Raw genomic sequence first — 23,204 nt, forward strand, 5'->3', positions numbered from 1 at the left:
GTCGCACGCATGCCCGCAAGCCCGGCTTGCACGCCTGCCCGCTCCTGCCCCTTGCCGTGCGCGCCCGGGCGGCCAATGTGTCGGGGACACGGACAGCCAACCCAATCCCCCGAGGCCCGCCATGCAGCTCACCGGCATCCACCACCTGACCGCCGTCTCGGCCGATGCGCCGGGCAACCATGCCTTCTATGTCGGCCTGCTCGGCATGCGGCTGGTCAAGCGCACCGTGAACCAGGACGACACGTCGGCCTACCACCTGTTCTACGGCGACGGCGTCGCGAGCCCCGGCTCGGACATCACCTTCTTCGAATGGCCGGTACCGAGGGAGCGGCGCGGCACGCATTCGGTTATCCGCACGGCCCTGCGCGTGTCCGGAGAGGCGTCGATCCAATGGTGGGCCGCGCGCTTCGCCGAGAAGGGCGTGGCGCATGAGCCGCCCGTGATCCGCGACGGCCGCCTGACACTCGACTTCGAGGACCCGGAAGGCCAGCGGCTGAGCCTGATCGACGATGGCGGCGCGGGCGAGGCCCATCCCTGGGATGCGAGCCCGGTTCCGTCCGAACACCAGATCCGCGGCCTTGGGCCGATCACGGCCAGCGTGCCGGTTCTCGACCCGACCGATGCCGTGCTCACCCGCGTGATGGAGATGCGCAAGGCGCGCACCTACACGCTTGCCGGCGGCACGAGCGTGCATGTCTACGAGATGGGTCCCGGTGGACCCGCGGCGGAGTATCACGTGGCGGTGGAGCCCGGCCTGCCGGAGGGCCGGCAGGGCGCCGGCTCGGTGCATCACGTCGCGTTCCGGACGCCGGACCAGAAGGACTACCAGGGCTGGATCGACCGGCTGAACCAGTTCCGCATCCCCAATTCCGGGGCGGTGGACCGCTACTACTTCCGCAGCCTCTATTTTCGCGAGCCGAACGGCATCCTGTTCGAGATCGCGACCGACGGGCCGGGCTTCGACGTGGACGAGCCGCTGGAATCCATCGGGGAAAAGCTGGCCCTGCCGCCGTTCCTGGAGCCGAAGCGCGCCGAGATCGAGGCTGGTCTCAAGCCGCTGGGGGCGTAAGAGCCGGAGCGAGACCGAACGGAACGCAGCACCGATCCGTCATGGCCGGGCCATGCCCGGCCATGAGCGGTTGCGAATGGTCTGAACCAGTGGTGCGGATGCCGGCAGAAACCCGAATCGACAGGCCTTTGAGCCGGGCTTCCACCCGGTTCACATGCTGATCGGCACACGCTCGCGGATGGCCTCGCCAGAGGCGAGGTCGATGCCATGGATATCGACATGGTGGACCTTCGGGATGAAGCGTCCACGCTCGACATTGGCATAGACATAGACGACGCGAACGGTGCGCGTGCCCATGCGCAGCAGCGCGCGTGCCTTGCCGTCCTCGCCGATATCAACCGTGGCTTCCCGCTCGCGATAGGCCGCGAGCGTCGCCCGGAAACGCCCCTGCCCCGCCGGCTCGGCGCTGATTCCGAAGGCGAAGACGCGCTCGAAGAAGGACAGGTCGCGGCGGCGGCCGTCTTCGTTGAAACGGCGCCAGAACACCTCCACGGGACGCGCGGCATCGAGTGCGCCATCCGGCCGGCGGCGGGCGGCATAGACCAGAATGTTCCGGTCGATGGCCTGCTGGACATAGAACAGCGTGTCCGGGTCGTCCGGCACGGGCAGGTCGGGCCGGGCGACGATGGTCTGTCGCGAGACGGTGAACTCCGACCGCCGGACGGCGATCGGCGGCAGGCGATCGTCGGTCTGGGCGCGGGCCGCCACGCCCGGAAGGATGGCCGAGGCGGCAGTGGCGACGAGCAGGCGGCGTGTCGGCATCGTGTCTCCGGGCAGCGGGCTGGCCGGTCACCCGAGCGGCTTCCGGCCCTCTCATGATGGACTAGATAGCCGGCCCGGAACGGTTTAGGAAGGTGTCGCCAATCCGGAGGCCCGGGACTTCGGTCCCGGCTCTTGGATTTTGTGCGTGTGCGGAATAGCTTGCCGCGTTCGGCAGCAGAGAGATCACAAGGCCCGGCATGAGCGAGACGGCACCATCCGTGTTCGGCGACGACGAACTCACCCGCGATCTGATCGAGGTGATCGCGAAGGAGGGTATGGTCGACATGACCGGGGTCGGGCCGGAGACGACACTCGCCTCGCTCAACATTGCCAGCGTCGACTACATGATGATCCTCGCGGCGATTGAAGAGAAATTCGCGGTCTATGTCCCGATGGACGAGAGCCTTGCCGAGGTGAAGGACGTCGGCGAACTGCTGAAGGTGCTGAAGGACCGCATCCAGGCTGGCAAGCAGGGCTGACGTGTCAGACAGGTCAGTCGTCGTCACCGGGCTGGGCGCTGTCACCGCCGCCGGCATGGGGGTCGAGGCCTTGTGGCGGGCGACCGCCGCCGGCGAGAGTGGCGCGCGCGAGGTGACGTTGCCGCGCGACTACGGGCAGATCGTGAAGATCGCCGCCCAGGCTCCTGCCCTCGAAGTGACGGACGTCTTTCCGGACAAGCGCCCCGGCTTTTTCGACCGCGCCACGACGCTGGCGCTTGCGGCGGCCGTCGAGGCCATCGGCGATGCCGGGCTGAACGATGCAGGATCGCTGGGACCGCGCACGGGGGTGATCGTCGGCACGGGCATCGGCAGTTTCGGGACCATCGAGGATGGCGTGGTCTCACTGCTTGGCGGACGACGCCCGGATCCGCTCAGCATCCCGCGGGCCATGACCAGCGCAGCAGCCTCGCAGATCGGCATGGCCTATGGCTGCACGGGACCGACCTTCGTCGTCTCGTCCGCCTGCGCCTCCTCGGCCCAGGCGATCGGCCTTGCGCTGCAGATGCTGCGGTCCGGTCTCGCCGACCGGGTCATCGCGGTCGGTACGGAGGCCGTCATCACGCCCGGCGGCATGAAGGGCTGGGAGGCGATGCGGGTGCTCTCGCCGGATCGCTGCCGGCCCTTCTCCAAGGGACGCAACGGGCTGCTGCTCGGCGAGGGAGCGGCCGCGCTGATCCTGGAGACGGCCGGGCTGGCCGGGTCCCGCGGTGCGCGCGTCCGCTCTCGCCTCATGGGCTATGGCACCACCAGCGATGCCAAGGACATCCTGCGCCCCGATGCCGAGGGCGCCCGCAGCGCGATGGCCATGGCCCTCGATGATGCCGGCGCGGCCCCGGAGGCGATCGGCTATGTCAACGCCCACGGCACCGCGACCGTCCTCAACGACACGACCGAAAGCGAGGCGCTCGGGCGCGTTTTCGGCCAGGCGTTGGCGGGCATCCCCGTGACCTCCACGAAGCCGGTACACGGCCACACGCTGGGCGCTGCCGGCGCCATCGAGGCGGTGATCACGGTGCGCGCGCTCGAGGAGCGCTTCGTGCCCCCGACCATCAATTTCCTGGAGCCCGATCCCCATTGCCCGGTGGATTGCGTGCCGCATACCGGCCGTGCCCATGCCTTCGACATGGCGCTGACCAATTCCTTCGCCTTCGGCGGCATCAACGCCGCGCTGGTCTTCGGGCGAGCCTGATGGATTTCGTCGGCCGACGGGCAGAGGTGCGCCTGTCGGTGACGGCCGAGGCTGACGCGGCCGCCGCCTTCGCGCGCGCGACCGGTGCGGAGCCCGATCCGGCCGGCCTGCCGCTCACCTTTCCGGTCGCCTGGCTGACAAGGCCGGAGATCGCGGCGATGGTCGCCTCGCTCGCGGCCGACCGCCCCGAAGCCCTTCCCGTGCATGAACTGCAGACCATCGAGACCATCGAGGCGCCTGTTCCGGGCATGGATCTGGACCTGACGGTCAGGGCCATCCGCACGGACGCGGACCGCATCACGGTCGAAGCCGAAGCGATGCATGCCGGCAGAGTCTGGGTGAGGCTCACCGGCATCCTGCGCCTGTTCGACAGGGCCGGGAGCAGGCCATGAGCGGTAGAGGCGAAGCGGCCGGCCTGCCGCCTGTCGGCACGGCCTTCACCGAGTTGCGCTTCGGCCCGCTCGACGCCGCCATGGTGTCCGCCTATGCCGCGGCCTCGGGCGACGACAACCCGATCCACACCGATCCTGCGGCGGCGCGGGCGGTGGGCCTCGACGGCCCGGTCGTGCAGGGCATGATGTCGATGGCACTGGCCGGACGGGCGCTCGCCCACTGGCTGCCCGCGGCCCGCTGTCTGAAACTGTCCTGCCGCTTCGTGCTGCCGGTGCTAGTCGGAGCCACCCTGACCATCGGCGCACGCGTGGTCCAGCGCGAGGACGCGGCCCGGCGGGCGATCCTGCGCATCGTCATCAAGGGCGAGGATGGCCGCATGGCGGCCATGGCCGAGGCTGCTGTGGCGGCCTGAGGCAATGGCCAGCAGGAACTGCTGATCGCAGGCCTCAGGCGATCGCGGACGTCAGGCGATTGCAGCTTTGGGCGCCATGTCGCGCAGCACGCTGAGAAACAGGTCGATATCCGAATCCTGATGCGCGGCCGAGACCGAGAAGCGCAGCAGAACCTCGCCATTCGGGGTCGCCGGCGGTACCAGCAGGTTGACATAGATGCCGCGGCTGAGGAGTTCGCGCCAGAATTCGAAACCCTGGTAGAGGCCCTTCATGTGCAGCGCCCCGACCGGACCCGGATCGGCCCTCAGGCTGTAGCCCAGTGCTGACGCGCCGCGGCAGAAGCGCTCGGCCTTGCGCCAGAGGTCCTCGCGCAGTTCCGGTTCGGACTGGATGATGCCGATGGCCGTGCGCGCGGAGGCGACAACGGCCGGCGGCAGCGAGGCGGTGTAGAGATAGGAACGCGCCAGGAAGCGCAGCGACTTCAGCGCCGGGTGGACGGTCACGCAATAGCCGCCGATGACGCCGACGCTCTTGGAGAAGGTGCCGACAATGGCATCGACCAGATGCTCGGCGCCCTGCGCCTCGGTGACGCCGCGGCCATTGGCCCCGTAAAGGCCGAGACCATGGGCCTCGTCGACCAGCACCAGCGCGCCGTGCCGCTTGGCGACGGTTGCGATGTCCTTGACGAAACCAACATCGCCCCAGACCGAATAGAGCCCTTCCAGAACCACGAGGGTGCGCGAGGCCGGAAAGGTCGATTCGCCGAGAATGCGGTCGAGATCGGCCGCGTCATTGTGGCGGAACGGCTTGAACGTCGCCCCGCTGGTCCGGCAGGCGTCGATGATGCTGGCATGGCAGAACGCATCGTAGAGGATGAGATCGCCTTCGCCGGCGAGGCCGCAGATGGCGCCCAGATTGGCCATGAAGCCGGTCGAGAAGACGATCGCATCAGGCCGCTGGTAGAAGTCGGCGACCGCCTGCTCCAGATTGGCGTGGCCGATCTGGTTGCCGCTCGCCAGACGCGAGGCGGTGGAGCCGGTGCCCCAGGTTCTCAGCGCCTCCTCGGCCGACGCGATGCAGCGGGGGTCGAAATTGAGGCCGAGATAGGAATTGGTGCCGAACAGCGTCGTCGGGCGGCCGCTGATGACGGCATTGACCGGTCCGTCGATCCGCTCGATCTGGATGAACAGCGGATGGTCGCCACCCCCCATCGAACGCTGGAGGATATCGCCGAAGCCGGAGACCCTGCGCAGGATGCCCGAAAGCTGGGAGGTGGGGGCGACATTGTCCGCGCGGCCAGACTGCAGCGGGGTACTATCAGACATGGGGCCTCGCCGGGACGGGCAATGAGTGCGGATTGTCACGCTATAGTGACATCGACGCTTCGGAGCAAGCAACGGGCCCGTGGCTAGGCTGCCAGCGCCGTGCGCGTGCCGACGGCCTTCGTCACGACCGTCCTCGCCTCACAACCCGTAATAGCGGGCCAGACCCCACTGGAACAGCGCAGTGGGGATGAAGGGCCGGGTCCCGATCAGGATGCGCTGGGCCAAGGGGCCGACCGCATGGCGCGGGCCCCGCGAACGTCCCTCGACAATGGCGGCGATGCGGGCGGCAACCGACCCGGCGGGCGCGCCGGCCCGCTCGTCGGCCTCGTAGCGGGCGAGCGTCGCCGCACAGGCCGGATGATAGGCGGAGGCCGGACCGGCAGAGGCCCTGGCGCGGATGCGGTTCTCCACCACGGCCGTGGCCGTGTCTCCGGGAGCGACCAGCGCCACCGAGACGCCGAAAGGCGCCACTTCCAGACGCAGCGCCTCGGTCAGGCCCTCCAGCGCATATTTGCTGGCGCAGTAGAGCCCCTGGAACGGCATGCCGACAGAGCCGGCCGTCGAGCCGACATTGATGATGACACCCCCGCCCTGCCCGCGCATGGCCGGCAGCACGGAGCGCGCCATGCGCTGCACGCCGACGACGTTGGTGTTGAGGACGGCGAGCGCCTCGGCAGGGGACGTGTCCTCGACGGCCCCGGCCAGAACCACCCCGGCATTGTTGACAAGCGCATCGATGCGCCCGGCCTCGGCCAGGACAGCGGCGACGGCGGCCGCGACCGCGGCATCGTCGGTGACGTCAAGGGCCAGCAGCTGGAAGGGAGCGGCATGGCGATCCGGGTTCCGGCTGGTGCCGAACACCCGATGGCCGCGCTCATGGAGATATGCTGCCGTGGCGCGGCCGATGCCCGACGAGGCCCCGGTGACGAGAACGACCTTCTGCGCGCCCATGATGGCTCCCGCTGCAACTTGCGGGCCTTCCTAGCCCGGCGCGGGGCGGCGCGCATCCCCGCATGGCTGCCCTCGGGGGCAAGAGTGCCCGCCCTCAGCGCAGGATCAGGGCGGTCAGGTAGAGCCCGAGACCGAAAACCGTGTGGCCGGCAATGTTCAGGAGCCGTATCTGCATGGCATTGGCCCGCCTGGAGGCCGCAACCCCCGCGCCCATGCCGGGCTGGAGAATGAACCAGCCGCAGGCGATGGTGACATAGCCGACGATCAGCGCGGGAACGAGGGTTGGCGCATGCGCCCATCCGGTTCCCCAGATGGCGAGAAGGGCGGCCGCAAAGGCAATGCCGACGGCATAGTGGAACACCCAGCCGATGGCGCGCTCGCCCTCCAAGGGGCTGGCCGCCGCGATGTCCTCGTGGACGAACCGGCCCGACGGCAGATGGCCGACCCACCGGCCGACCAGCGCCCAGTTGGGCGGGGCGATGGCGAAGACGCGGAACAGTAGCAGCGCCCACAGATCGAGAAGCGCCGTGGCGCCCGATCCGATCAGCACGGCTTTGACGAGAAACTCCATGGCTGCCCCCTGCCCGTTGCCGGGCCAGTGATCGGCCAGCGGAACGGGCGGGCGCCATGGCCGGCGGCGAATAGCTGTCATGCAGCCTGCATTCTCAACCTGCGGACAGGCACTTGCGCGTTGCAGCATCCGTCTTGGAGCGATGCACAATCCCCTAGCGGGAAGACGACTGAATGAAGCGGCGGATGAAGGCCTTGCCGCGCTGCACACAGAATTCGTCAGGCATCGGCCTCGCGAATATTCCGGCCATGACTGCGCCGACCTGCCCCCGGGAGGATGCGTATCTAGGACTAAATCGATTTTTGTCGTTTACTGGACCAAGCGCCCAAGTCGGGAACGTCTGCCAGGACCACCGCCAAGCGGGTCCTGGTGGCCCATGACACCGTCGGCACGGCGTCCAACCTGTGCGGCCCCCAGCGGTCGCGGCAGAATCCGGGAGGATCAACCCATGCGCAGACAATCCCTGAGCCGTCGTCGGTTCCTGGCAGCGACGGCGATCACGACCGCGGCGCTCTCCACGCCGTTCGTCCGCGGCGCCCACGCCGCAGGCAAGCTTTCCATCGGCCTGTGGGACCACTGGGTCCCCGGCGCCAACAGTGCCTCCACCCAAGTTGCACAGGCCTGGGCCGCCAAGGAGCGGGTCGAGCTGACGATCGACTACATTCCCTCGCAGGGGAACAAGAACCTGCTGACCATCGCCGCCGAGGCGCAGGCCAAGTCCGGCCACGACATGCTGGCCATGCCGACCTGGTGGCCGCAGGCCCATGCCGATCTGCTCGAGCCCTGCAATGACGTGATGACCCAGCTCATCGCCCAGAACGGCCAGGTCAACGATACCGTCCAGTATCTGAACAGGGCCGGCGAAAAGTGGTTGGGCGTGCCCTCCACCATCGGCTCGCAGATCAAGGGACCGTGCTCGCGCATCGACCTCCTGAAGCAGCATGCCGGCATCGACATCCAGGCCATGTATCCGGCGGGCGCTGCGCCCAAGGCCGATGGCTGGAACATGGACACCTATCTGAAGGCGGCCGAAGCCTGCCACAAGGCCGGCGTGCCCTTCGGCGTCGGGCTCGGCGAGACGACCGATTCGGTCGACACGGCCGGCGCCTTCTTCCTGTCCTTCGGCGCGCATCTCGTCGACGCCAAGGGCGAGTTGACGGTGAAGTCGGACGCGGTGCGCCAGGCGCTGGAATTCTGCGTCAAGGCGGCGAAGTTCTATCCGGCCGACGCGCCGGCCTGGGACGACGGCTCCAACAACCGCTGGCTGGTCTCCGGCCGCGGCGCCCTGATCATGAACCCGCCGAGCGCCTGGGCAGTGGCCAAGCGCGACGCGCCGCAGATCGCGGCCCAGTGCTGGACGCACGGCATGCCAGTGGGACCGAAGGGCCGCTATGCGCCGTTCCTGCCCTATTTCTGGAACATCTGGTCGTTCTCGCAGAACAAGCCGGCCGCCAAGAGCCTGCTCGTCGCAATGTCGCAGCCTGATGCGGTGGCGAAGTTCGTGGCGGCCTCGGCCGGCTACGACATCCCCTCGTTCGAGAAGCTGACGACGCTTCCGACCTGGGCGGAGGAAGGGCCGCCGAAGGGCACGCTCTACCACTACCCGAACCCGCACAACCACCAGACGCTCTCGATCGCCGCCTCGCCGGCGCCGCCGAAGATCGCCCAGCAGATCTACAGCCAGGGGACGCTCACGAAGATGATCGTCCGGCACCTGCAGGGCGAGCCCATGGAGCGAACGCTCGCCTGGGCGGAGAGCGAGGTCGAGGGCTTCCTGCGCGGCTGAGCCGCGGGACCTTCCGCAGACAGGAATCGGGGCGCCGGAGAGCTGGCGCCCCGAGCCCTACACGTCCCCCGATCATTCATGCGAAGGGCAGCCCATGGCCGATGCGGTCCTGACCTCGACCCGGGCAGCGGCACCTCCCCGCGCCAGGCCCGGTGGCTTGCGGCGCTTCATGCAGCGCAAGTCGACCATCGCCTTCCTGATGGCCCTGCCGCTGATCCTGCTCATCGCAGTCCTGGTCATCTACCCGGCCTTCTACGCCATCTACCTGTCGACGCTGCGCAAATCGATGACGAGCGTCGCCTGGATGCGCAATTGCTCGTGGTTGCCCGAGGCGATCTGCGGCTACATGCCGTTCGGCAACATGCAGTTCCTGTTTACCCGCGAGACCTTCTGGAAGGTGGTCTACCAGTCGTGCCTGTTCGCCATCACGGCGGTCATCTTCAAGGCGCTGATCGGCTTCGTGGTCGCGCATTTCGTCCACAACATCCCCGACAAGGGGCAGCGCAAGTGGCGCGGCATGCTGCTGATCCCCTGGGTCATCCCGCCGGCCATGTCGACGCTGGCCTGGCTCTGGCTGTTCGACCCCTCCTACAGCGCCTTCAACTACATCCTGACCGGCCTCGGCTTCGAGCGGATCCCGTGGACCGGCGATGCCAACTGGGCGCGGTTCTCGGTCATCCTGGTCAATATCTGGGTCGGCGCACCGTTCTTCATGATCATGTATCTGGCGGCGCTGAAATCGGTGCCTGACCAGCTCTACGAGGCGGCCGCCATCGACGGCGCCAACTGGTGGCAGCGCATCTGGTACATCACGCTGCCGATGATGCGGAACATCATCGCCATCACGGCACTGTTCTCCACCATCGTCACCTTCGCCAATTTCGACATCGTCCGCGTGCTGACCGCCGGCGGCCCGCTCGACCAGACCCACCTGTTCGCCACCTGGGCCTTCAAGCTGGGCATCGAGGGCGGCGACATTCCGCTCGGCGCCTCCGTCTCGCTGTTCATGGTGCCGATCCTGGCGATCGCCGCCGTCTTCATCCTGCGCGACATCAACCAGCGAGGAAACGAGGCATGACCGCTGGCACCATCACCCCCGACAAGGGCGCGCCGACCCGCAAGGCCTCCTATGGCTCGATGAGCCGTGACAGGACATGGGCGCTGCGCTGGTCCTATTTCTTCCTGGTGATCTTCGCGGCCTTCTTCCTCCTGCCGCCGATCTACATGTTCATCACCTCGCTGAAGACCAGCGCGGAAATCTCGGCGGCGACCAATCCGTGGTGGGTCTACAATCCGACCCTTGCGAACTATGCCGAGCTGCTGACCAAGCGGGAATATCTCGTCTTCTTCCGCAATTCGGTCGTCGTCTCGGTCTTCGTGGTGACCATCACCATGCTGATCTCGATCCCCGCCGCCTTCGCCCTGTCGCGCATGCGGTTCTGGGGTTCGGCGACGCTGGCCACCGGCGTCTTCCTCACCTATCTCGTGCCGGACACGCTGCTGTTCATCCCGCTGTTCAAGATGTTCGCCGTGTTCCACGAGGTCACCGGCATCCAGCTCCTGAACCGCTGGTGGGTGCTGCTGGTGGTCTATCCGACGCTGACGGTGCCGTTCTGCACCTGGATCATGATCGGCTACTTCGCCTCGATCCCGAAGGAGCTGGACGAGGCCGCGATCATCGACGGGGCCAGCTGGTTCCAGACCCTGACCCGCATCTTCGTGCCGGTGGCTCTGCCGGGCATCATCGCCGCGACGATCTTCGCCTTCACGGTCAGCTGGGCGCAGTTCCTCTATCCCCTGGCGTTCACCACCTCGGTCGACCAGCTGGTCCTGCCGGTCGGCATCATCACGACCCTGATCCGCGGCGACGTCTTCGCCTGGGGCCAGATCATGACCGGCGCCCTGCTCGGCGCCCTGCCGCCGCTGATCATCTACGCTTTCCTCATGGACTATTACATCGCAGGCCTGACAGCCGGCGCGACCAAGGGCTGACGGGGGACACATGGCAGGCGTCACATTGCGGAAGGTCTTCAAGCGCTACGGCGACGTGGAGGCCGTGCGCGGCATCGATCTCGACATTGCCGACGAGGAATTCGTCGTGCTGGTCGGCCCGTCAGGATGCGGAAAGTCGACGACGCTGCGCATGATCGCAGGGCTTGAGGACATTTCCGACGGCGAGATCGCCATTGACGGCTATGTCGTCAACGACGTGCCGCCGAAGGACCGGGACATCGCCATGGTGTTTCAGAACTACGCGCTCTATCCGCACATGACGGTGGCCGAGAACATGAGCTTCGGCCTGCGCCTGAAGCGCTATCCGAAGGCCGAGATCAAGACGCGGGTGGACGAGGCGGCCCGCATCCTCGACATCACGGAACTGCTCGAGCGCAAGCCCAAGGCCCTGTCGGGCGGCCAGCGCCAGCGCGTCGCGATGGGCCGCGCGATCGTGCGGAACCCCAAGGTCTTCCTGTTCGACGAGCCACTGTCGAACCTCGACGCGAAACTGCGCGTGCAGATGCGCACCGAGATCAAGAAGGTGCACCTGAAGGTGCGCACGACCACGGTCTATGTCACCCACGACCAGGTGGAGGCCATGACGCTGGCCGACCGGGTGGTGGTGATGAACGGCGGCCTGATCGAGCAGATCGGCCCGCCGAACGAGCTCTACCACCACCCGAAGACCCGCTTCGTCGCCGGCTTCATCGGGTCGCCCGCGATGAACTTCATCCCCGTTCGCCTGGAAGAGGCCTCGGGCGCGCTGAACCTGCATATCAGCGGTGGCATCGTCCTGCGGGTACCGGCCGCGCGCACCGAGCGCTACAAGCCGTTTGCGGGCCGTCAGGGCCTGCTGCTCGGCCTGCGCCCGGAGCATATCACCGAAACATCCGCGACCATGGAACCGGGCGTTGAGCCGTTCGACATCCGGCTCGACGTGATCGAACCGATGGGCAACGAGACGCTCGTCTATTTCACGATCGAGAAGGATACCATGTGCGGGCGGGTGAACCCCAATGCGGGAGCTGCCGACGGCCAGCCGATGCGGCTCGCGGCCAATCTCAACCACATGCACCTGATCGACCCGGGCGGCGCCGTTCTCTAGTCCGGATCGCTGCGGCGGGCCGCGCCCCTTCGTCCGGCAAGACGGCCGTCAGGAGAGCCGCGGCAGCAGTTCGGCCGCCCGCAGCAGGGATGTCGACAGGTCGAGAATCATCAACACGAAGATCGTGGCCGCCAGCAGCAGGTCGCTGCGGCGGCGCCCCGGCGTCGAACGGCTCAGCATGCCGCCCAGCGCCACGATGAAGGCGGCACCGCCGGCCAGGTTGCTGGTGCCGGGCAGTTTCAGGTCGAACAGCAGCGAGACGGCCAGCAGCGTGCCGACCGCGACGAGGCAGGACAGGACGACCGCGATCAGGCCGAAGGCTCCGCCGAGGTCGGTGAAGCGCAGGAAGGCCCGGTGCAGCGTCGAGACCGGCCGCGCCGGAACCGTTGCATCATAGGCGGCGCCAAGCGCTCGGGCACTGGCCAGGAACGACAGGGCAGCCGCTCCGGGAAGCAGGGCCACGAAGGCGAAGGCCCGGTCGGTGGCCAGACGCTCCAGGCCGACGGCCCTTTCGATGAAGCCGAAGGCCGTCAGCATGACGGAACCGAGCGTCAGGCCGGCCGTGACGACCACTTTCGCGACATCGACCAGCGCCTTCTCGCGGGCCATGTCCGGCGCCGCTCCGGCCTCGCTCGCCTCCGCCATGACTGAACCCCGATATCCGCGCGCGGCGTCCCCGCCGTGTGGGCGTCAGTCTCCGCATGCGGCCTTAATATCGGCCTTACGGGGCCAGCCGGTCATTCCGGGCGGAAGTCCAGCACCACGCCGTTGATGCAGTAGCGCAGGCCGGACGGCGGCGGGCCATCGGGGAAGACGTGGCCGAGATGACCGCCGCAGCGCGAGCAATGCACCTCGGTGCGGACCATGCCCCAGGAGCGGTCGACGGTCTCCTCCACCGATCCCGGCAGCGGGTTGTCGAAGCTCGGCCAGCCGGTGCCGCTCTCGAATTTCTTCACCGACGTGAACAGGTCCTGCCCGCAGCCGACACAGGAGAAGGTGCCGGCGCGCTTCTCGTGGTTGAGCGCGCAGCTTCCCGGCCGTTCCGTGCCGTGGCCACGCAGCACCTGGTACTGCTCGGGAGTGAGGATGCGGCGCCATTCCTCGTCGGATTTCATGACCGGAAAGGTCCTGGCATCAGTGGCGGTGGACATGGAAGCGTCTCCCTTGCTCGTGAGCCATGATCCGATGCGAGCGATCAGCGACATGGCCCGGTCCAGATGGTTATTCGGCGGGGGTCGGCGCAACCGCGCGCCGACCACGGGCTGCGCGCGGCCGCCTTGCAAGATTGACCGCAACGAGCAGAAGTCCAGAAAGCGCCACCCAGAGCGCCGGCCGGATACCGAATTCGATGTCGAGATTGGCCTCAAGGATGCGCGAGGCATCGACGCCGGTGCGCGCGGCATACCAGCCGGCCTCGGCGAGCGCGGCCAGCAGCGCGGCGGCAAGGGCAAGGCCGAGCAGCGACAGCGGGCTGACCGCCACGGACCAGCGGCGCATGAGGCGGAAGCCCATCAGCCAGAGGAAGAAGCCGAGCATGAGCACGGGCTCGGAGACATCCAGCCGGGTCTGCAGGAAGAAGTGGAGGATCGCCAGCGCGGTGACCGGATAGACAAGGCTGTGGAGCCGGTTCCAGCGGACACCACCCAGACGCCGGATCATCGCGTCCGTGGAGGTGGCGCCGAGCGCCAGAAGGCCCAGCAGCGCGACGAAGCCGATGGTCAGGTAGAAGCGCAGCACGATCTCGCTCGCCACCTTGCCGAGGTCGAAGGCCTGCTCGACCACGTAGAAGACGAGATGCAGCGCCGCATAGGCGAGCGCCGCGACGCCGATCATGCGCCGGACGACGATCAGCTTCGGCCAGTCGGCGACATGGCGCAGCGGCGTGACGAGCAGGCCGACGAGCAGAAGCCTCACGGCCCAGTCGCCCGACTGGTGGATGGCCGAGGTGATGGGTTTCGAGCCAAGCGTACCGGTCGCGGCCTGAAACGCGATCCATGCGCCGGGGGCGAGCAGCCCCAGCAAGACCGTCAGCTTGAGCCAGGACAGCGTCCCGGCCCTGTCGTTCCATGGCAGCATGCCCTGTCCTCGCTGACCCCGATGACATCCGATACGCCCTTGTGGCGCAAGGGGTTACGGCCAGCCGTCTCACGATGGCGTGAGCAGGGGACGGCGGTCAGAACTCGACGTCGAGTTCGTCGAGCTCATCCGGTTCGCGCTGGGCCTCGGCGAACCAGGCCTTCATCGGCGCCCAGTCCATGATCGTGCGGCAATAGCCGGCCGCTTCCCCATCCAGCTTCACGTCGTAGGTGTGGAACCGCATGCAGACCGGCGCATACATGGCGTCGGCCACCGTCGGCGCCTTGCCGAACAGGAAGGGGCCGCCATAGGACGACAGGCATTCGCGCCAGATCGCGAGGATCCGATCGATGTCCGGCTGGGCGCCGACCCAGACCTTGAAGCCGCGATGGCGGGCCCTGAGGTTCATCGGCAGGGCCGAGCGCAGGTTGGGAAAGCCGGAATGCATCTCGCCGGATACCGAACGGCAATGGGCCCTGGCCGCCGGGTCCTTGGGGAACAGGCCGGCATCCGGATAGGTCTCGGCAAGATATTCGGCGATCGCCCAGGTTCCCCAGCTCTTCACGCCCCGGTCGGTGAGCGCCGGCACGAGGAAGGACGGCGACAGGAGCAGCAGTTCGGCCCGGGTGTCGGGATCGTCGATCGAGACCCTGGACTCCGTCACGGCGAGACCGGACATCTCGCAGAGCAGCCAGCCCCGGAGCGACCATGACGAATAATTCTTGCTCGAGATGGTGAGCGTCGCCTTGGCCATGCCGGGCCTCCCCTTTCCGGTCACCCGCCCACAATGCCGGACACCGGATGAAGAATATTCTCGCAGTGCAACAAAAAGTGCACTAGCTTTTTTCGATCTTTCCGGCGGCAACCCAATCGGACGGCCCGTCCATGATGTATCGCGCCTTCGAAGTGCAGAGCAGGCTCCTGGAGCCGATCCGCGACTCTGCACGGCTGGCGATTGCCGCCTTCGGGCCGGCCATGGCGGCTGCTGACAACCGCATGGCCTCCGAATGGCTGGCCACCTGGCGCCTGGTCGCCGATACCGGCTTCTCCCATGCCCGCCCGTCTTACGACATCGAGAGCGTCATGGTGGGCAATCGCGAGGTCGAGGTCACCGAGGTGCCGGTCCATCGCACGGCCTTCGGCACGCTGCTGCAGTTCAAGAAGGGCGTGGACGTCACCCAGCCGCGGGTTCTGCTGGTCGCCCCCCTCTCAGGCCATTTCGCCACGCTGCTGCGCAACACGGTGCGCACCCTGCTGGCCGACCACGACGTGTTCATCACCGACTGGCACAATGCCCGCGACGTGCCCTGGACAGAGGGGCGCTTCGGTTTCGACGAATATGTCACTCACCTGATCGACTTCCTCGACGTGATCGGACCGGGCGCCCATATCGTCGCGGTCTGCCAGCCCTGTGTGCAGGCGCTGGCGGCAGCGGCCGTGATGGCGCAGGCCGGCCACGCGGCCACCCCGCTGAGCATGACCCTGATGGCCGGGCCGGTGGACGTCAGGATCAACCCGACCAAGGTCAACGAACTGGCCTTCCAGCACCCCTACGAATGGTTCGAGACAAACCTCATCCACACCGTGCCCCTGCCCCATGCCGGCGCGGGCCGGAGGGTCTATCCGGGCTTCCTGCAGCTCATGGCCTTCATGGCCATGAACCAGGAGCGGCACGTCAAGGCCCATATGGACCTGCACGGGCATATGGCGCGCGGAGAAGAGGACAAGGCGAAGGCCATCCGCGCCTTCTACGACGAATATTTCGCCGTGCTGGACCTCACAGCCGAGTTCTACCTCGAAACGATCGACAAGGTCTTCCAGCGGGCCCTGCTGGCAACGGGCGAACTGACCTATCAGGGCCGGCACGTCGACCCGTCAGCGATCCGGCGCACGGCGCTTCTGACGGTCGAGGGCGAGCGCGACGACATCTGCTCCATCGGGCAGACGGTGGCCGCCCATGACCTCTGCTCGAAGCTCAAGCTGTTCCGCAAGCGCCACCACATGCAGGCCGGCGTCGGCCATTACGGCGTGTTCTCGGGACGGCGCTGGGAAAACCAGGTCTATCCGATCGTCAAGAACACGATCCTGGCGAGCGAATGATCCGGCTGATCGACCTGGCCTGCGGTCGAACCGTCAGGCCGGCATGACGGTGCGCAGGGCGAGATAGCCGGCGACCGAGGCAACCGCCGTGATCGTCATGCCCCAGAGCATGTCGACAATCGTGACCGTCACGCTCCAGCCCTTGAGGGTGGCCAGATTGGTGATGTCGTAGGTGCCGTAGGCGACCAGGCCGAGCAGGGCCCCAAGCCCGAGAGCCATGAGCAGGGACCGCGACCCGAAGGCCGGCAGCACCACCAGAACGACGATGCCGGCGGCATAGACGAGATAGAACAGCCCCGCGACCACCAGGTTCGGCTGGTCGAGCAGCAGGTTGCCAAGCTGCGGCCGGTAGAGCCGGCTCGCCATCAGGCTGAGCCAGACGAAGTCGATGGCCAGGAACGTCACGGCGGTGGCGGCATAGGCGACGGCGAACTGCGACATTCCCGGCTCCCGGCGGTCAGATCTTCAGGAACGGCTGGGCCAGCCGGACGATCAGGCTCTTGAAGCGCAGCGGCGCATCGGTCACGGCGAGGCAGATGCAGTCCTCGCCCGGACCGGCGAAAGGCTGGTGCTCCACCTCCTCGTCGGCGACCTCGATCTCGCCGCGGCGGAACACATCGTCGCCGTCGCAAAGTGTGCCGGCAAGGACCACGGTCATCTCCAGGCCACGATGGCCGTGCTCCGGAACGGGTGCGCCGGCCGGAATGCGCAGAAGCCGCACGCTCGTCGAGCGGTCGGCGGTGCGGATCGGCAGGTGATGGGCGCCGACGCCGAGCCGCTTCCAGCGGATCGCATCGGCATCGCCGCCGACATAGCTGCGCAGCGGCTCCGGAATGATGACCGGCGCCAGCGAGGCAGGCTTCGCGGCCGCCGCTGCCGCGTCCGGCGTCACACCTCCCGCTTCGATGCGCGCCATCAGGCGGTCGAAGGCGGAAGGAGCGAGCGGGGCCGGCTCGATGGCCTCGAGCATGACGCCGCCGAGATCGCGGGCCAGCACGGACCGCCCGCGCGCCTCGGGACAGAGGGCGAGATGGGTCGCGACCGCCAGGCTCCAGCCCTCGGACAGGGACCCGGCCTCATAGGCCATGAGAATGTCGTCGGAGACATGCCGGGCCATTGTCACAGCTCCTCTCCCAGGCTCGCGCCAAGTGCGTTGCGCAGCTTGGCGAAGGCGAGACGGATGCGCGATTTGACGGTGCCGAGCGGAAGTCCGAGCTCGGCGGCGATCTCGCTGTGCGACTTGTCGTCGAAATAGGCGAGGTTGAGGATGATGCGTTCGTTGTCGTTGAGCAGCCGCAGGGCATCGCGCAGACGGTCAGCCGATTGCTGGCCCGACAGCAGCGCGTCCGCCTGGGGGTCCGGCTCCCGGGCGAGCGCCGGATCGTCAGGATCGAGTTCGGGGCGCTTCTCGCGGCGATAGGCGTCAATGCGCAGGTTGCGTACGATGGTGAACAGCCAGGTCGAGGCGGAGGCCTTTGCGGGATCGAACTGGCCGGCCTTGCGCCAGACCGTCACCATCGCCTCCTGCATCAATTCCTCGGCCGCAGGCTGCGGGGAGCCCAGCCGGCGCAGATAGGCCTCGACGCGCGGTGCGAAATAGCGGAACAGTTCCTCGAACGCCGCGCGATCCTGCGAGGCGGCGATCGCGGCGATGCACTGACCCATCCGGCGAGCGGTCTGCTCGCGAGAGCGGCTATCCTCAGACCCAGCTTCCATGCGCTCCATACTCTTGGCGCGCGGCGACCGTCGAACCGGCGCTGCAACCATGCGCCAAACTAGCGACGTCCCGTCGGAGAGTGCAATCGAATGTGCCATGCCGTCTCTACGCGGGCGATTCGAAACTGGATTTGTCGATCTTGCCCTCGTCGGATGGATCGCCTGCGCGCCCGGTCATGATCCGATCGCCGCCGCGCAGCGTAGCGCTCCTTACGTCCTCCCGTGATTGCGGACCCTTCATGACCCCTGCGACAGTGACGCCCCTCGCCCCCTGCCCCCGTGGCGCAGGTCGCAGCATCGCCGTGGTCGGGTCCGGTATTGCTGGATTGTCGGCGGCCTGGCTGCTCAGCCAGCGGCACAACGTGACGGTGTTCGAGAAGGCCGCATGGGCCGGCGGCCATGCCAATACGGTGGATGTCGACACGCCCCAGGGCCGCGTCGCAGTCGATACGGGCTTCATCTGCTTCAACCGGCCGAACTATCCCAACCTTACGGCGCTTTTCGAGCATCTGGGCGTCGCGACGAAGGCGACCACCATGTCCTTCGCCGCATCGGTGCGGGGCGGCGAGATCGAATATTCCTCGGCCGACATCAACGGGCTGATCGGCCACCGCGGCAATCTGATCCGGCCGCGGTTCTGGTTCATGCTGCGCGACATCGTGAGGTTCTATGCCAAGGCACGGACGCTCACCGACGGCGCCCATCTGGACGGCATCAGCCTTGGCCAGTTTCTCGACCGCGAGGGCTATTCGCGCGGTCTCGTCGAGGATCATGTCCTGCCCATGTGCGCGGCCATCTGGTCGACCAGCGCCAACGAGATCCGCGACTATCCGATGCGCTCCTATCTGCGCTTCTTCGCCAATCATGGCCTGCTCGATATCGGCGAGCAGCAGCACTGGCAGACAGTCGAGGGCGGCAGCCGGACCTATGTCGAGCGGCTGAAGGCGACGTTTGCCGACCGGATCCAGCTCGGCAACGGTGCGCGTGCCATCCGCCGCACCGAAACCGGCGTGACGATCGTCGATGAGGCCGGAGCGACCCACCATTTCGACGATGTCGTCATCGGCGCGCATGCCGACGAGGCGCTGGCGCTGCTCGATGATGCGGATGGCGAGGAGCGGCGGCTGCTCGGGGCCTTCCGCTACACGCAGAACCGCGCGGTCCTGCACGACGACGTGGCGCTCATGCCGCGGCGCAAGCGGGTCTGGGCCAGCTGGAACTATATCGGCGGGCGGGAGGATGCCGGCGAGCGGCCGCTCTGCGTCAGTTACTGGATGAACCATCTGCAGGGCCTCGATCCGCGCCAGCCGCTGTTCGTGACCCTCAACCCGATCCGCGAGCCGCGCGCGGGTACCGTCAAGGCAACCTTCGACTACAGCCACCCGCTGTTCGATGCTGCGGCGCTGAAGGCGCAGGACGAACTCTGGAGCCTGCAGGGCCGCCGCGGCACATGGTTCTGCGGCAGCTATTTCGGCTATGGCTTCCACGAGGACGGATTGCAGGCGGGGCTTGCCGTGGCGGAGCAGCTTGGCGAGGTTCGCCGGCCGTGGAGCGTTGCGAACGAATCCGGGCGCATCGTCCTGCCGCCCGTCGCCATGGTGGCGGCCGAATGACCGGCCCGGCCGCCCTTCGCTCCGCGCTCTATGCGGGAGAGGTGATGCACCGGCGGATGCGGCCGAAGCCGCATCACCTGCGCTACGGGGTGGTGTCCGCGCTGATCGACCTCGACGAACTGCCCGCGCTGGACGCGCGGTTCCGCCTGTTCGGCTACAACCGGAGGGCCCTGTTCAGCTTCTACGACCGCGACCACGGCGACCGATCGGGCGCGCCGCTGCGTCAGTGGGTGGAAGCCCGCCTGGCCTCGGCCGGGCTCGATGCCGACGGCGGTACCATCCGCATGCTGTGCTATCCGCGCATCCTCGGTTTCGCGTTCAACCCGCTCACGGTCTATTTCTGCCACGACCGCGACGACCGGCTCATCGCCCTGCTCTACGAGGTCAGCAACACCCACGGCGAGAAGCATACCTATGTCATCCCGGTCGCGCCCTCGGGAGGTCCGGTGCGCCAGGCCTGCGACAAGCGCTTCTTCGTCTCGCCCTTCATCGCCATGGACTGCCGCTACCGGTTCCGGGTCCTGCCCCCGGACGAGAAGACCATCGTCGCCATCACACAGGGCGACGCGGAGGGGCCGCTGCTCGCTGCCGTCTTCAGCGGCGAACGGCAGGAGTTGAGCGACCGCCGGCTGGCGATCACCTTTGCCCGCCAGCCGCTGATGACCTTCAAGATCGTCGCCGCCATCCACTGGGAGGCGCTGAAGCTCTGGTGGAAGGGCGTCCCCGTCTTCACCCACAGCAAGGCGCGACGGCCGGTTGATGCCACGGTCGTGCCGGCCCCCGTCCCGCAGGGATGAGCGCCGGGTCCCGCCAGGCCACCGCATCGGGTCACGGCCCCGCACCCCTCACCCTTGCCGCCTATGCGGCGCCGGCCTTTGCCTTCGCCATTCCCACCCTGCCGGTGCTGATCTTCCTGCCGGCCATCTATGCGGACGGGTTGGGGCTCGGCCTTGCCGCGACGGGCGCGGCCCTGCTGGCCAGCCGCCTTTTCGACATGGCGACAGACCCGCTGATCGGGCTCATGAGCGATCGCACGCGCGCGCGCATGGGGCGGCGCAAGGTCTGGATCATGGCCGGCGCGCCGGTGGCGGCGCTCGGCTTCCTGATGCTCGCCTTTCCGCCCTCCGGAATCGGGCCGCTCTATCTCACCGCCTGGCTGATGGTGCTCTATCTCGGCTGGACGGCGGTGCAGGTGCCCTATTCGGCCTGGGGCGCCGAACTCTCGCCCGACTACCGGATGCGCACGCGCATCACGGCGGTCCGGGAGGGCGCCGCCATCGGCGGCATCCTTCTGGCAAGCGCCATCCCGGTCGTGATCGGCGGCACGGCCGGCACCCAGTTCGCGGCGATTGCGCTGACCGCCATCGGCCTTGGCGCGCTGGCGCTTGTCGCGCTCGGCCAGCTGGTGCCGGACCCCTCGACACGCCAACAGGGAGCGGCCACCGCGCGGCCGGCCCGCCCCGTCGCGGAGACCTTCCGGCAGGCGTTGGCCAACGGCCCGTTCCTGCGCCTTGTCGCCGCCTGGTTCGCCAATGGCCTGGCCAACGGCCTGCCGGCCGCCCTGTTCATCCTCTACCTGACCCATGGGCTGAAGGCCGCGGAGGCCGAGCGCCCGCTGTTCATTCTCGCCTATTTCCTGGCGGCCATCGTCTGCCTGCCGCTCTGGACGCTGCTCAGCGCGCGGATCGGCAAGCATCGCGCCTGGTGCCTGGCCATGCTGGCGGCCTGCCTCGCCTTCCTGCCGGTGCCGTTCCTGCCGGCCGGCGCGACAGCGGCCTTCATGGCCATCTGCATCGTCACGGGGGCAGCTCTCGGGGCCGACCTGGCGCTGCCGCCCGCGATGCAGGCCGATGTGGTGGATTTCGACCGGCTGCGGCACGGCGAGGAGCGCACCGGCACCTATTTCGCCGTCTGGCTGGCCGTGACGAAGGCCGCTGCGGCGCTGTCTGCCGGCCTCGGGCTTGCCGGCGTCGCGGCCGCCGGCTTCGACCCCGCCGCACCGACGCCTGCCGGCATCGCGGCGCTGGCCATCGCCTATGCCGGGGTGCCGGTGGTGCTCAAGCTCGTGGCCGTCGCGCTGATCTGGGGCTTTCCGATCACCGCCCGGCGGCAGGCGGCGATCCGCCGTCGGCTGGACCAAGCATCCGCCGCGTGACGGCGAACAGCAGCCGGTCCGGCAGGCGCCGCAGGACCGCCATGGCAAGGCGCATCCTGAACGGGAAGACGATGGAGAACCTTGAGGATTCGAGGCCGTCCGCCATGATGGTGGCGGCCCGCTCCGAACTGATCAGGAACGGCATGGGGAAGTCGTTGCGCTTCGTCAGCGGCGTATCGACGAAGCCCGGGCAGATGAGCTGCAGCTTGACCCCCGCCGCGTCGCATTCGGGTTTCAGCGCCTCGCACATGTTGATCAGGGCCGCCTTGGTGGCGCCATAGCCGGCAGACGTCGGCAGGCCACGGAAACCGGCAACCGAGGAGACCACCGCGAGGTGACCGGCCCTGCGCGCCATGAACCGCGGCAGCACCGCCGCGACCCCGTTGCCGACACCCATCAGGTTGGTCTCGACCAGCTTGCGCAACGCGCCGATGTCGAAGCCCGCCGCCGTCATGGGGATATGGGTGCCGGCGTTCAGCACCACGAGGTCGAGGGGACCCGAGTCCTGCTCGATGGTCTCGACCACCCGGCCGACGGCCGCCGTGTCGGTCACGTCCAAGGCGATGCCGGAAATGCGGCCCGGTGCCATCTGCTCAAGCTGCTTGAGATCGTCGGCGGTCCGGGCGCTGACGGCCACCCACCAGCCCCTTCGGACCAGTTCGAGCGCCAGATCGCGCCCGATCCCCTTGCCGGCGCCGGTGATCCAGGCGCGCTTCTGTCCGTTCGGCTGCATTCTGCCATCCATTCTGCTGACGCTGAGGTTTACGGCAAACGCCGCTGGTCGGATGCGGGTTGCTGGCCTCGCCGCGGCGACTGGACCCAGAAGCGGGGCATGCCACCGTCACGGGACGCGGCTATAGTCTCCGCGGTGGCGACGATTCCCGATCCAGCGGCAGCAGGAGCATCATGATTTCCTCAACCATCACGCATTGCATGAGGGCCGCGGCCTTCGGCCTCGTTCTGGCCGTTTCCAGCCCTGCGAGCGCCGACGACATCCGGGACGCCATCGAGGAGGCGCGCCGCGCCTATCAGTCCAATGATCTTGCCGCCGCCAAGGCCGCGCTCGATGTCGCCAGCCAGTTGATCGCCCAGCGCAGCGCCAGCGGGCTGGCGCGCTTCCTGCCGGCCGTGCCCGCCGGCTGGACCGCCGACGAGGCCGAGACCGATGCCAGCGCGGCGGCCATGTTCGGCGGCGGGCTGATCGCCAAGCGCCGCTATTCGAGCGGCGAGCGCCATGTGACGGTGCAGGTTCTGGCCAATTCCCCGGTCATCGCCCAGCTCGCGCCGATGTTCTCCAACGCCCAGCTGCTCGGCGCCATGGGCCGTGTCTTCCGCATCAAGGGCAAGACCGCCGTGCTCGGCCGCGACGGCAATATCCAGGTGCTGCTCGGGCGCACGCTGATCACGATCGAGGGATCGGGCACGGAAGCCGAGAAGCGGTCCTTCCTCGACCGGCTGGATCTGGCTGCCATCGAAGGCTTCAACGGCTGAGGCCGCTCGTCCGGG

At 67.9% G+C, this 23,204-nt stretch carries 26 protein-coding genes; 14 read left to right on the forward strand and 12 right to left on the reverse strand.

The features are described 5' to 3' along the window. Window positions 1-121: 121 nt before the first annotated feature. The gene (locus ACTIFS_RS06220) at window positions 122-1,069 is read left to right on the forward strand and encodes a ring-cleaving dioxygenase (RefSeq protein WP_439573193.1); all 948 of its coding nucleotides are present in this window, start codon (window positions 122-124) and stop codon (window positions 1,067-1,069) included. A gap of 150 nt (window positions 1,070-1,219) precedes the next feature. On the opposite strand, the gene ACTIFS_RS06225 is transcribed toward ACTIFS_RS06220, so the two are convergent. Further along, window positions 1,220-1,831 carry a DUF4833 domain-containing protein gene (locus ACTIFS_RS06225; protein WP_439573194.1) on the reverse strand — a complete coding sequence of 204 codons (612 nt, stop codon included), beginning with the start codon at window positions 1,829-1,831 and terminating at the stop codon, window positions 1,220-1,222. 197 nt (window positions 1,832-2,028) lie between these two features. Here ACTIFS_RS06225 and ACTIFS_RS06230 point away from each other — a divergent pair, with 197 nt between their 5' ends. From ACTIFS_RS06230 to ACTIFS_RS06245, 4 genes are read left to right on the forward strand one after another with little or no spacing between them, the layout of a single operon-like run. Next, complete coding sequence (locus tag ACTIFS_RS06230; RefSeq protein WP_439573195.1) at window positions 2,029-2,310, forward strand: acyl carrier protein; 282 nt, start codon at window positions 2,029-2,031, stop codon at window positions 2,308-2,310. A 1-nt stretch (window position 2,311) separates the two neighbouring features. After that, the gene (locus ACTIFS_RS06235; RefSeq protein WP_439573196.1) at window positions 2,312-3,520 is read left to right on the forward strand and encodes a beta-ketoacyl-[acyl-carrier-protein] synthase family protein; all 1,209 of its coding nucleotides are present in this window, start codon (window positions 2,312-2,314) and stop codon (window positions 3,518-3,520) included. Then, window positions 3,520-3,912, forward strand: a complete 393-nt coding sequence (locus tag ACTIFS_RS06240; protein WP_439573197.1) for a hypothetical protein — start codon at window positions 3,520-3,522, stop codon at window positions 3,910-3,912. The genes ACTIFS_RS06235 and ACTIFS_RS06240 overlap by 1 nt, the downstream gene beginning before the upstream one ends. Then, window positions 3,909-4,325, forward strand: a complete 417-nt coding sequence (locus ACTIFS_RS06245) for a MaoC family dehydratase (protein ID WP_439573198.1) — start codon at window positions 3,909-3,911, stop codon at window positions 4,323-4,325. The genes ACTIFS_RS06240 and ACTIFS_RS06245 overlap by 4 nt, the downstream gene beginning before the upstream one ends. A gap of 51 nt (window positions 4,326-4,376) precedes the next feature. On the opposite strand, the gene ACTIFS_RS06250 is transcribed toward ACTIFS_RS06245, so the two are convergent. From ACTIFS_RS06250 to ACTIFS_RS06260, 3 genes are all read right to left on the reverse strand, one after another. After that, a complete protein-coding gene (locus tag ACTIFS_RS06250; RefSeq protein ID WP_439573199.1) occupies window positions 4,377-5,630 on the reverse strand; it encodes an aminotransferase class I/II-fold pyridoxal phosphate-dependent enzyme in 1,254 nt (417 codons plus the stop codon). 138 nt (window positions 5,631-5,768) lie between these two features. Further along, the gene (locus ACTIFS_RS06255) at window positions 5,769-6,581 is read right to left on the reverse strand and encodes an SDR family oxidoreductase (RefSeq protein WP_439573200.1); all 813 of its coding nucleotides are present in this window, start codon (window positions 6,579-6,581) and stop codon (window positions 5,769-5,771) included. A gap of 94 nt (window positions 6,582-6,675) precedes the next feature. Then, window positions 6,676-7,152 (reverse strand): DUF2938 family protein, encoded by a 477-nt coding sequence (locus ACTIFS_RS06260; protein WP_439573520.1) that lies wholly within the window; start codon window positions 7,150-7,152, stop codon window positions 6,676-6,678. Between the two features lie 448 nt (window positions 7,153-7,600). Between ACTIFS_RS06260 and ACTIFS_RS06265 the strand changes: the two genes are divergently transcribed. The 4 genes from ACTIFS_RS06265 to ACTIFS_RS06280 all read left to right on the forward strand — a co-directional run bounded on the left by ACTIFS_RS06265 (window position 7,601) and on the right by ACTIFS_RS06280 (window position 12,038). Then, window positions 7,601-8,938, forward strand: coding sequence for an ABC transporter substrate-binding protein (locus tag ACTIFS_RS06265; RefSeq protein WP_439573201.1), 1,338 nt, complete (start codon window positions 7,601-7,603; stop codon window positions 8,936-8,938). Between the two features lie 94 nt (window positions 8,939-9,032). After that, window positions 9,033-10,016, forward strand: coding sequence for a carbohydrate ABC transporter permease (locus ACTIFS_RS06270; protein ID WP_439573202.1), 984 nt, complete (start codon window positions 9,033-9,035; stop codon window positions 10,014-10,016). Beyond that, a complete protein-coding gene (locus ACTIFS_RS06275; RefSeq protein WP_439573203.1) occupies window positions 10,013-10,930 on the forward strand; it encodes a carbohydrate ABC transporter permease in 918 nt (305 codons plus the stop codon). Before ACTIFS_RS06270 ends, ACTIFS_RS06275 begins: the two co-directional genes overlap by 4 nt. A 10-nt stretch (window positions 10,931-10,940) precedes the next feature. Next, window positions 10,941-12,038: an ABC transporter ATP-binding protein gene (locus tag ACTIFS_RS06280; protein ID WP_439573204.1), complete on the forward strand. Its 1,098-nt coding sequence runs from the start codon at window positions 10,941-10,943 to the stop codon at window positions 12,036-12,038. Between the two features lie 48 nt (window positions 12,039-12,086). Here the strand turns inward: ACTIFS_RS06280 and ACTIFS_RS06285 are convergent, their stop codons facing one another. From ACTIFS_RS06285 to ACTIFS_RS06300, 4 genes are all read right to left on the reverse strand, one after another. Then, window positions 12,087-12,683, reverse strand: a complete 597-nt coding sequence (locus ACTIFS_RS06285) for a hypothetical protein (RefSeq protein WP_439573205.1) — start codon at window positions 12,681-12,683, stop codon at window positions 12,087-12,089. Between the two features lie 92 nt (window positions 12,684-12,775). Further along, the gene (gene msrB, locus ACTIFS_RS06290) at window positions 12,776-13,189 is read right to left on the reverse strand and encodes a peptide-methionine (R)-S-oxide reductase MsrB (protein ID WP_439573206.1); all 414 of its coding nucleotides are present in this window, start codon (window positions 13,187-13,189) and stop codon (window positions 12,776-12,778) included. 70 nt (window positions 13,190-13,259) lie between these two features. Beyond that, window positions 13,260-14,114: a sulfite oxidase heme-binding subunit YedZ gene (locus tag ACTIFS_RS06295; protein ID WP_439573207.1), complete on the reverse strand. Its 855-nt coding sequence runs from the start codon at window positions 14,112-14,114 to the stop codon at window positions 13,260-13,262. A 97-nt stretch (window positions 14,115-14,211) separates the two neighbouring features. Next, window positions 14,212-14,868, reverse strand: a complete 657-nt coding sequence (locus ACTIFS_RS06300; protein ID WP_439573208.1) for a glutathione S-transferase family protein — start codon at window positions 14,866-14,868, stop codon at window positions 14,212-14,214. Between the two features lie 131 nt (window positions 14,869-14,999). Between ACTIFS_RS06300 and ACTIFS_RS06305 the strand changes: the two genes are divergently transcribed. Continuing rightward, window positions 15,000-16,214, forward strand: coding sequence for a polyhydroxyalkanoate depolymerase (locus ACTIFS_RS06305; RefSeq protein ID WP_439573209.1), 1,215 nt, complete (start codon window positions 15,000-15,002; stop codon window positions 16,212-16,214). A 33-nt stretch (window positions 16,215-16,247) separates the two neighbouring features. Here ACTIFS_RS06305 and ACTIFS_RS06310 read toward each other — a convergent pair whose 3' ends face one another. Genes ACTIFS_RS06310 through ACTIFS_RS06320 form a run of 3 tightly spaced genes read right to left on the reverse strand, consistent with a single transcriptional unit; the run spans window position 16,248 to window position 17,879 of the window. Beyond that, the gene (locus tag ACTIFS_RS06310; protein WP_439573210.1) at window positions 16,248-16,655 is read right to left on the reverse strand and encodes a DUF2177 family protein; all 408 of its coding nucleotides are present in this window, start codon (window positions 16,653-16,655) and stop codon (window positions 16,248-16,250) included. A 16-nt stretch (window positions 16,656-16,671) separates the two neighbouring features. Further along, window positions 16,672-17,331, reverse strand: a complete 660-nt coding sequence (locus tag ACTIFS_RS06315) for a ChrR family anti-sigma-E factor (protein ID WP_439573211.1) — start codon at window positions 17,329-17,331, stop codon at window positions 16,672-16,674. A 2-nt stretch (window positions 17,332-17,333) separates the two neighbouring features. Beyond that, a complete protein-coding gene (locus ACTIFS_RS06320) occupies window positions 17,334-17,879 on the reverse strand; it encodes a sigma-70 family RNA polymerase sigma factor (RefSeq protein WP_439573212.1) in 546 nt (181 codons plus the stop codon). A gap of 290 nt (window positions 17,880-18,169) precedes the next feature. On the opposite strand from ACTIFS_RS06320, the gene ACTIFS_RS06325 reads away from it, so the two are divergent. Genes ACTIFS_RS06325 through ACTIFS_RS06335 form a run of 3 tightly spaced genes read left to right on the forward strand, consistent with a single transcriptional unit; the run spans window position 18,170 to window position 21,698 of the window. Beyond that, on the forward strand, window positions 18,170-19,543 hold the full coding sequence (locus ACTIFS_RS06325) for an NAD(P)/FAD-dependent oxidoreductase (RefSeq protein ID WP_439573213.1): 1,374 nt from the start codon (window positions 18,170-18,172) through the stop codon (window positions 19,541-19,543). Continuing rightward, entirely contained in the window at window positions 19,540-20,340 is an 801-nt protein-coding gene (locus tag ACTIFS_RS06330) for a DUF1365 domain-containing protein (protein WP_439573214.1), read from the forward strand. The genes ACTIFS_RS06325 and ACTIFS_RS06330 overlap by 4 nt, the downstream gene beginning before the upstream one ends. Further along, window positions 20,337-21,698, forward strand: coding sequence for an MFS transporter (locus tag ACTIFS_RS06335; protein WP_439573215.1), 1,362 nt, complete (start codon window positions 20,337-20,339; stop codon window positions 21,696-21,698). Before ACTIFS_RS06330 ends, ACTIFS_RS06335 begins: the two co-directional genes overlap by 4 nt. On the opposite strand, the gene ACTIFS_RS06340 is transcribed toward ACTIFS_RS06335, so the two are convergent. Next, window positions 21,640-22,431 (reverse strand): SDR family NAD(P)-dependent oxidoreductase, encoded by a 792-nt coding sequence (locus tag ACTIFS_RS06340; RefSeq protein WP_439573216.1) that lies wholly within the window; start codon window positions 22,429-22,431, stop codon window positions 21,640-21,642. The genes ACTIFS_RS06335 and ACTIFS_RS06340 overlap by 59 nt on opposite strands. Window positions 22,432-22,604: 173 nt before the next feature. Between ACTIFS_RS06340 and ACTIFS_RS06345 the strand changes: the two genes are divergently transcribed. Further along, entirely contained in the window at window positions 22,605-23,189 is a 585-nt protein-coding gene (locus ACTIFS_RS06345) for a hypothetical protein (protein ID WP_439573217.1), read from the forward strand. Window positions 23,190-23,204 lie beyond the last annotated feature (15 nt).

It is taken from the genome of Phreatobacter sp. (genome assembly GCF_051860605.1).
Classification (GTDB): domain Bacteria; phylum Pseudomonadota; class Alphaproteobacteria; order Rhizobiales; family Phreatobacteraceae; genus Phreatobacter.

Bases quoted from the DNA above. Each gene is read 5' to 3' on its own strand.
- ACTIFS_RS06220 (WP_439573193.1), top strand. From the start codon at position 122: ATGCAGCTCACCGGCATCCACCACCTGACCGCCGTCTCGGCCGATGCG.
- ACTIFS_RS06225 (WP_439573194.1), bottom strand. From the start codon at position 1,831: ATGCCGACACGCCGCCTGCTCGTCGCCACTGCCGCCTCGGCCATCCTT.
- ACTIFS_RS06230 (WP_439573195.1), top strand. From the start codon at position 2,029: ATGAGCGAGACGGCACCATCCGTGTTCGGCGACGACGAACTCACCCGC.
- ACTIFS_RS06240 (WP_439573197.1), top strand. From the start codon at position 3,520: ATGGATTTCGTCGGCCGACGGGCAGAGGTGCGCCTGTCGGTGACGGCC.
- ACTIFS_RS06245 (WP_439573198.1), top strand. From the start codon at position 3,909: ATGAGCGGTAGAGGCGAAGCGGCCGGCCTGCCGCCTGTCGGCACGGCC.
- ACTIFS_RS06250 (WP_439573199.1), bottom strand. From the start codon at position 5,630: ATGTCTGATAGTACCCCGCTGCAGTCTGGCCGCGCGGACAATGTCGCC.
- ACTIFS_RS06255 (WP_439573200.1), bottom strand. From the start codon at position 6,581: ATGGGCGCGCAGAAGGTCGTTCTCGTCACCGGGGCCTCGTCGGGCATC.
- ACTIFS_RS06260 (WP_439573520.1), bottom strand. From the start codon at position 7,152: ATGGAGTTTCTCGTCAAAGCCGTGCTGATCGGATCGGGCGCCACGGCG.
- ACTIFS_RS06265 (WP_439573201.1), top strand. From the start codon at position 7,601: ATGCGCAGACAATCCCTGAGCCGTCGTCGGTTCCTGGCAGCGACGGCG.
- ACTIFS_RS06270 (WP_439573202.1), top strand. From the start codon at position 9,033: ATGGCCGATGCGGTCCTGACCTCGACCCGGGCAGCGGCACCTCCCCGC.
- ACTIFS_RS06275 (WP_439573203.1), top strand. From the start codon at position 10,013: ATGACCGCTGGCACCATCACCCCCGACAAGGGCGCGCCGACCCGCAAG.
- ACTIFS_RS06280 (WP_439573204.1), top strand. From the start codon at position 10,941: ATGGCAGGCGTCACATTGCGGAAGGTCTTCAAGCGCTACGGCGACGTG.
- ACTIFS_RS06285 (WP_439573205.1), bottom strand. From the start codon at position 12,683: ATGGCGGAGGCGAGCGAGGCCGGAGCGGCGCCGGACATGGCCCGCGAG.
- msrB (WP_439573206.1), bottom strand. From the start codon at position 13,189: ATGTCCACCGCCACTGATGCCAGGACCTTTCCGGTCATGAAATCCGAC.
- ACTIFS_RS06295 (WP_439573207.1), bottom strand. From the start codon at position 14,114: ATGCTGCCATGGAACGACAGGGCCGGGACGCTGTCCTGGCTCAAGCTG.
- ACTIFS_RS06300 (WP_439573208.1), bottom strand. From the start codon at position 14,868: ATGGCCAAGGCGACGCTCACCATCTCGAGCAAGAATTATTCGTCATGG.
- ACTIFS_RS06305 (WP_439573209.1), top strand. From the start codon at position 15,000: ATGATGTATCGCGCCTTCGAAGTGCAGAGCAGGCTCCTGGAGCCGATC.
- ACTIFS_RS06310 (WP_439573210.1), bottom strand. From the start codon at position 16,655: ATGTCGCAGTTCGCCGTCGCCTATGCCGCCACCGCCGTGACGTTCCTG.
- ACTIFS_RS06315 (WP_439573211.1), bottom strand. From the start codon at position 17,331: ATGGCCCGGCATGTCTCCGACGACATTCTCATGGCCTATGAGGCCGGG.
- ACTIFS_RS06320 (WP_439573212.1), bottom strand. From the start codon at position 17,879: ATGGGTCAGTGCATCGCCGCGATCGCCGCCTCGCAGGATCGCGCGGCG.
- ACTIFS_RS06325 (WP_439573213.1), top strand. From the start codon at position 18,170: ATGACCCCTGCGACAGTGACGCCCCTCGCCCCCTGCCCCCGTGGCGCA.
- ACTIFS_RS06330 (WP_439573214.1), top strand. From the start codon at position 19,540: ATGACCGGCCCGGCCGCCCTTCGCTCCGCGCTCTATGCGGGAGAGGTG.
- ACTIFS_RS06335 (WP_439573215.1), top strand. From the start codon at position 20,337: ATGAGCGCCGGGTCCCGCCAGGCCACCGCATCGGGTCACGGCCCCGCA.
- ACTIFS_RS06340 (WP_439573216.1), bottom strand. From the start codon at position 22,431: ATGCAGCCGAACGGACAGAAGCGCGCCTGGATCACCGGCGCCGGCAAG.
- ACTIFS_RS06345 (WP_439573217.1), top strand. From the start codon at position 22,605: ATGATTTCCTCAACCATCACGCATTGCATGAGGGCCGCGGCCTTCGGC.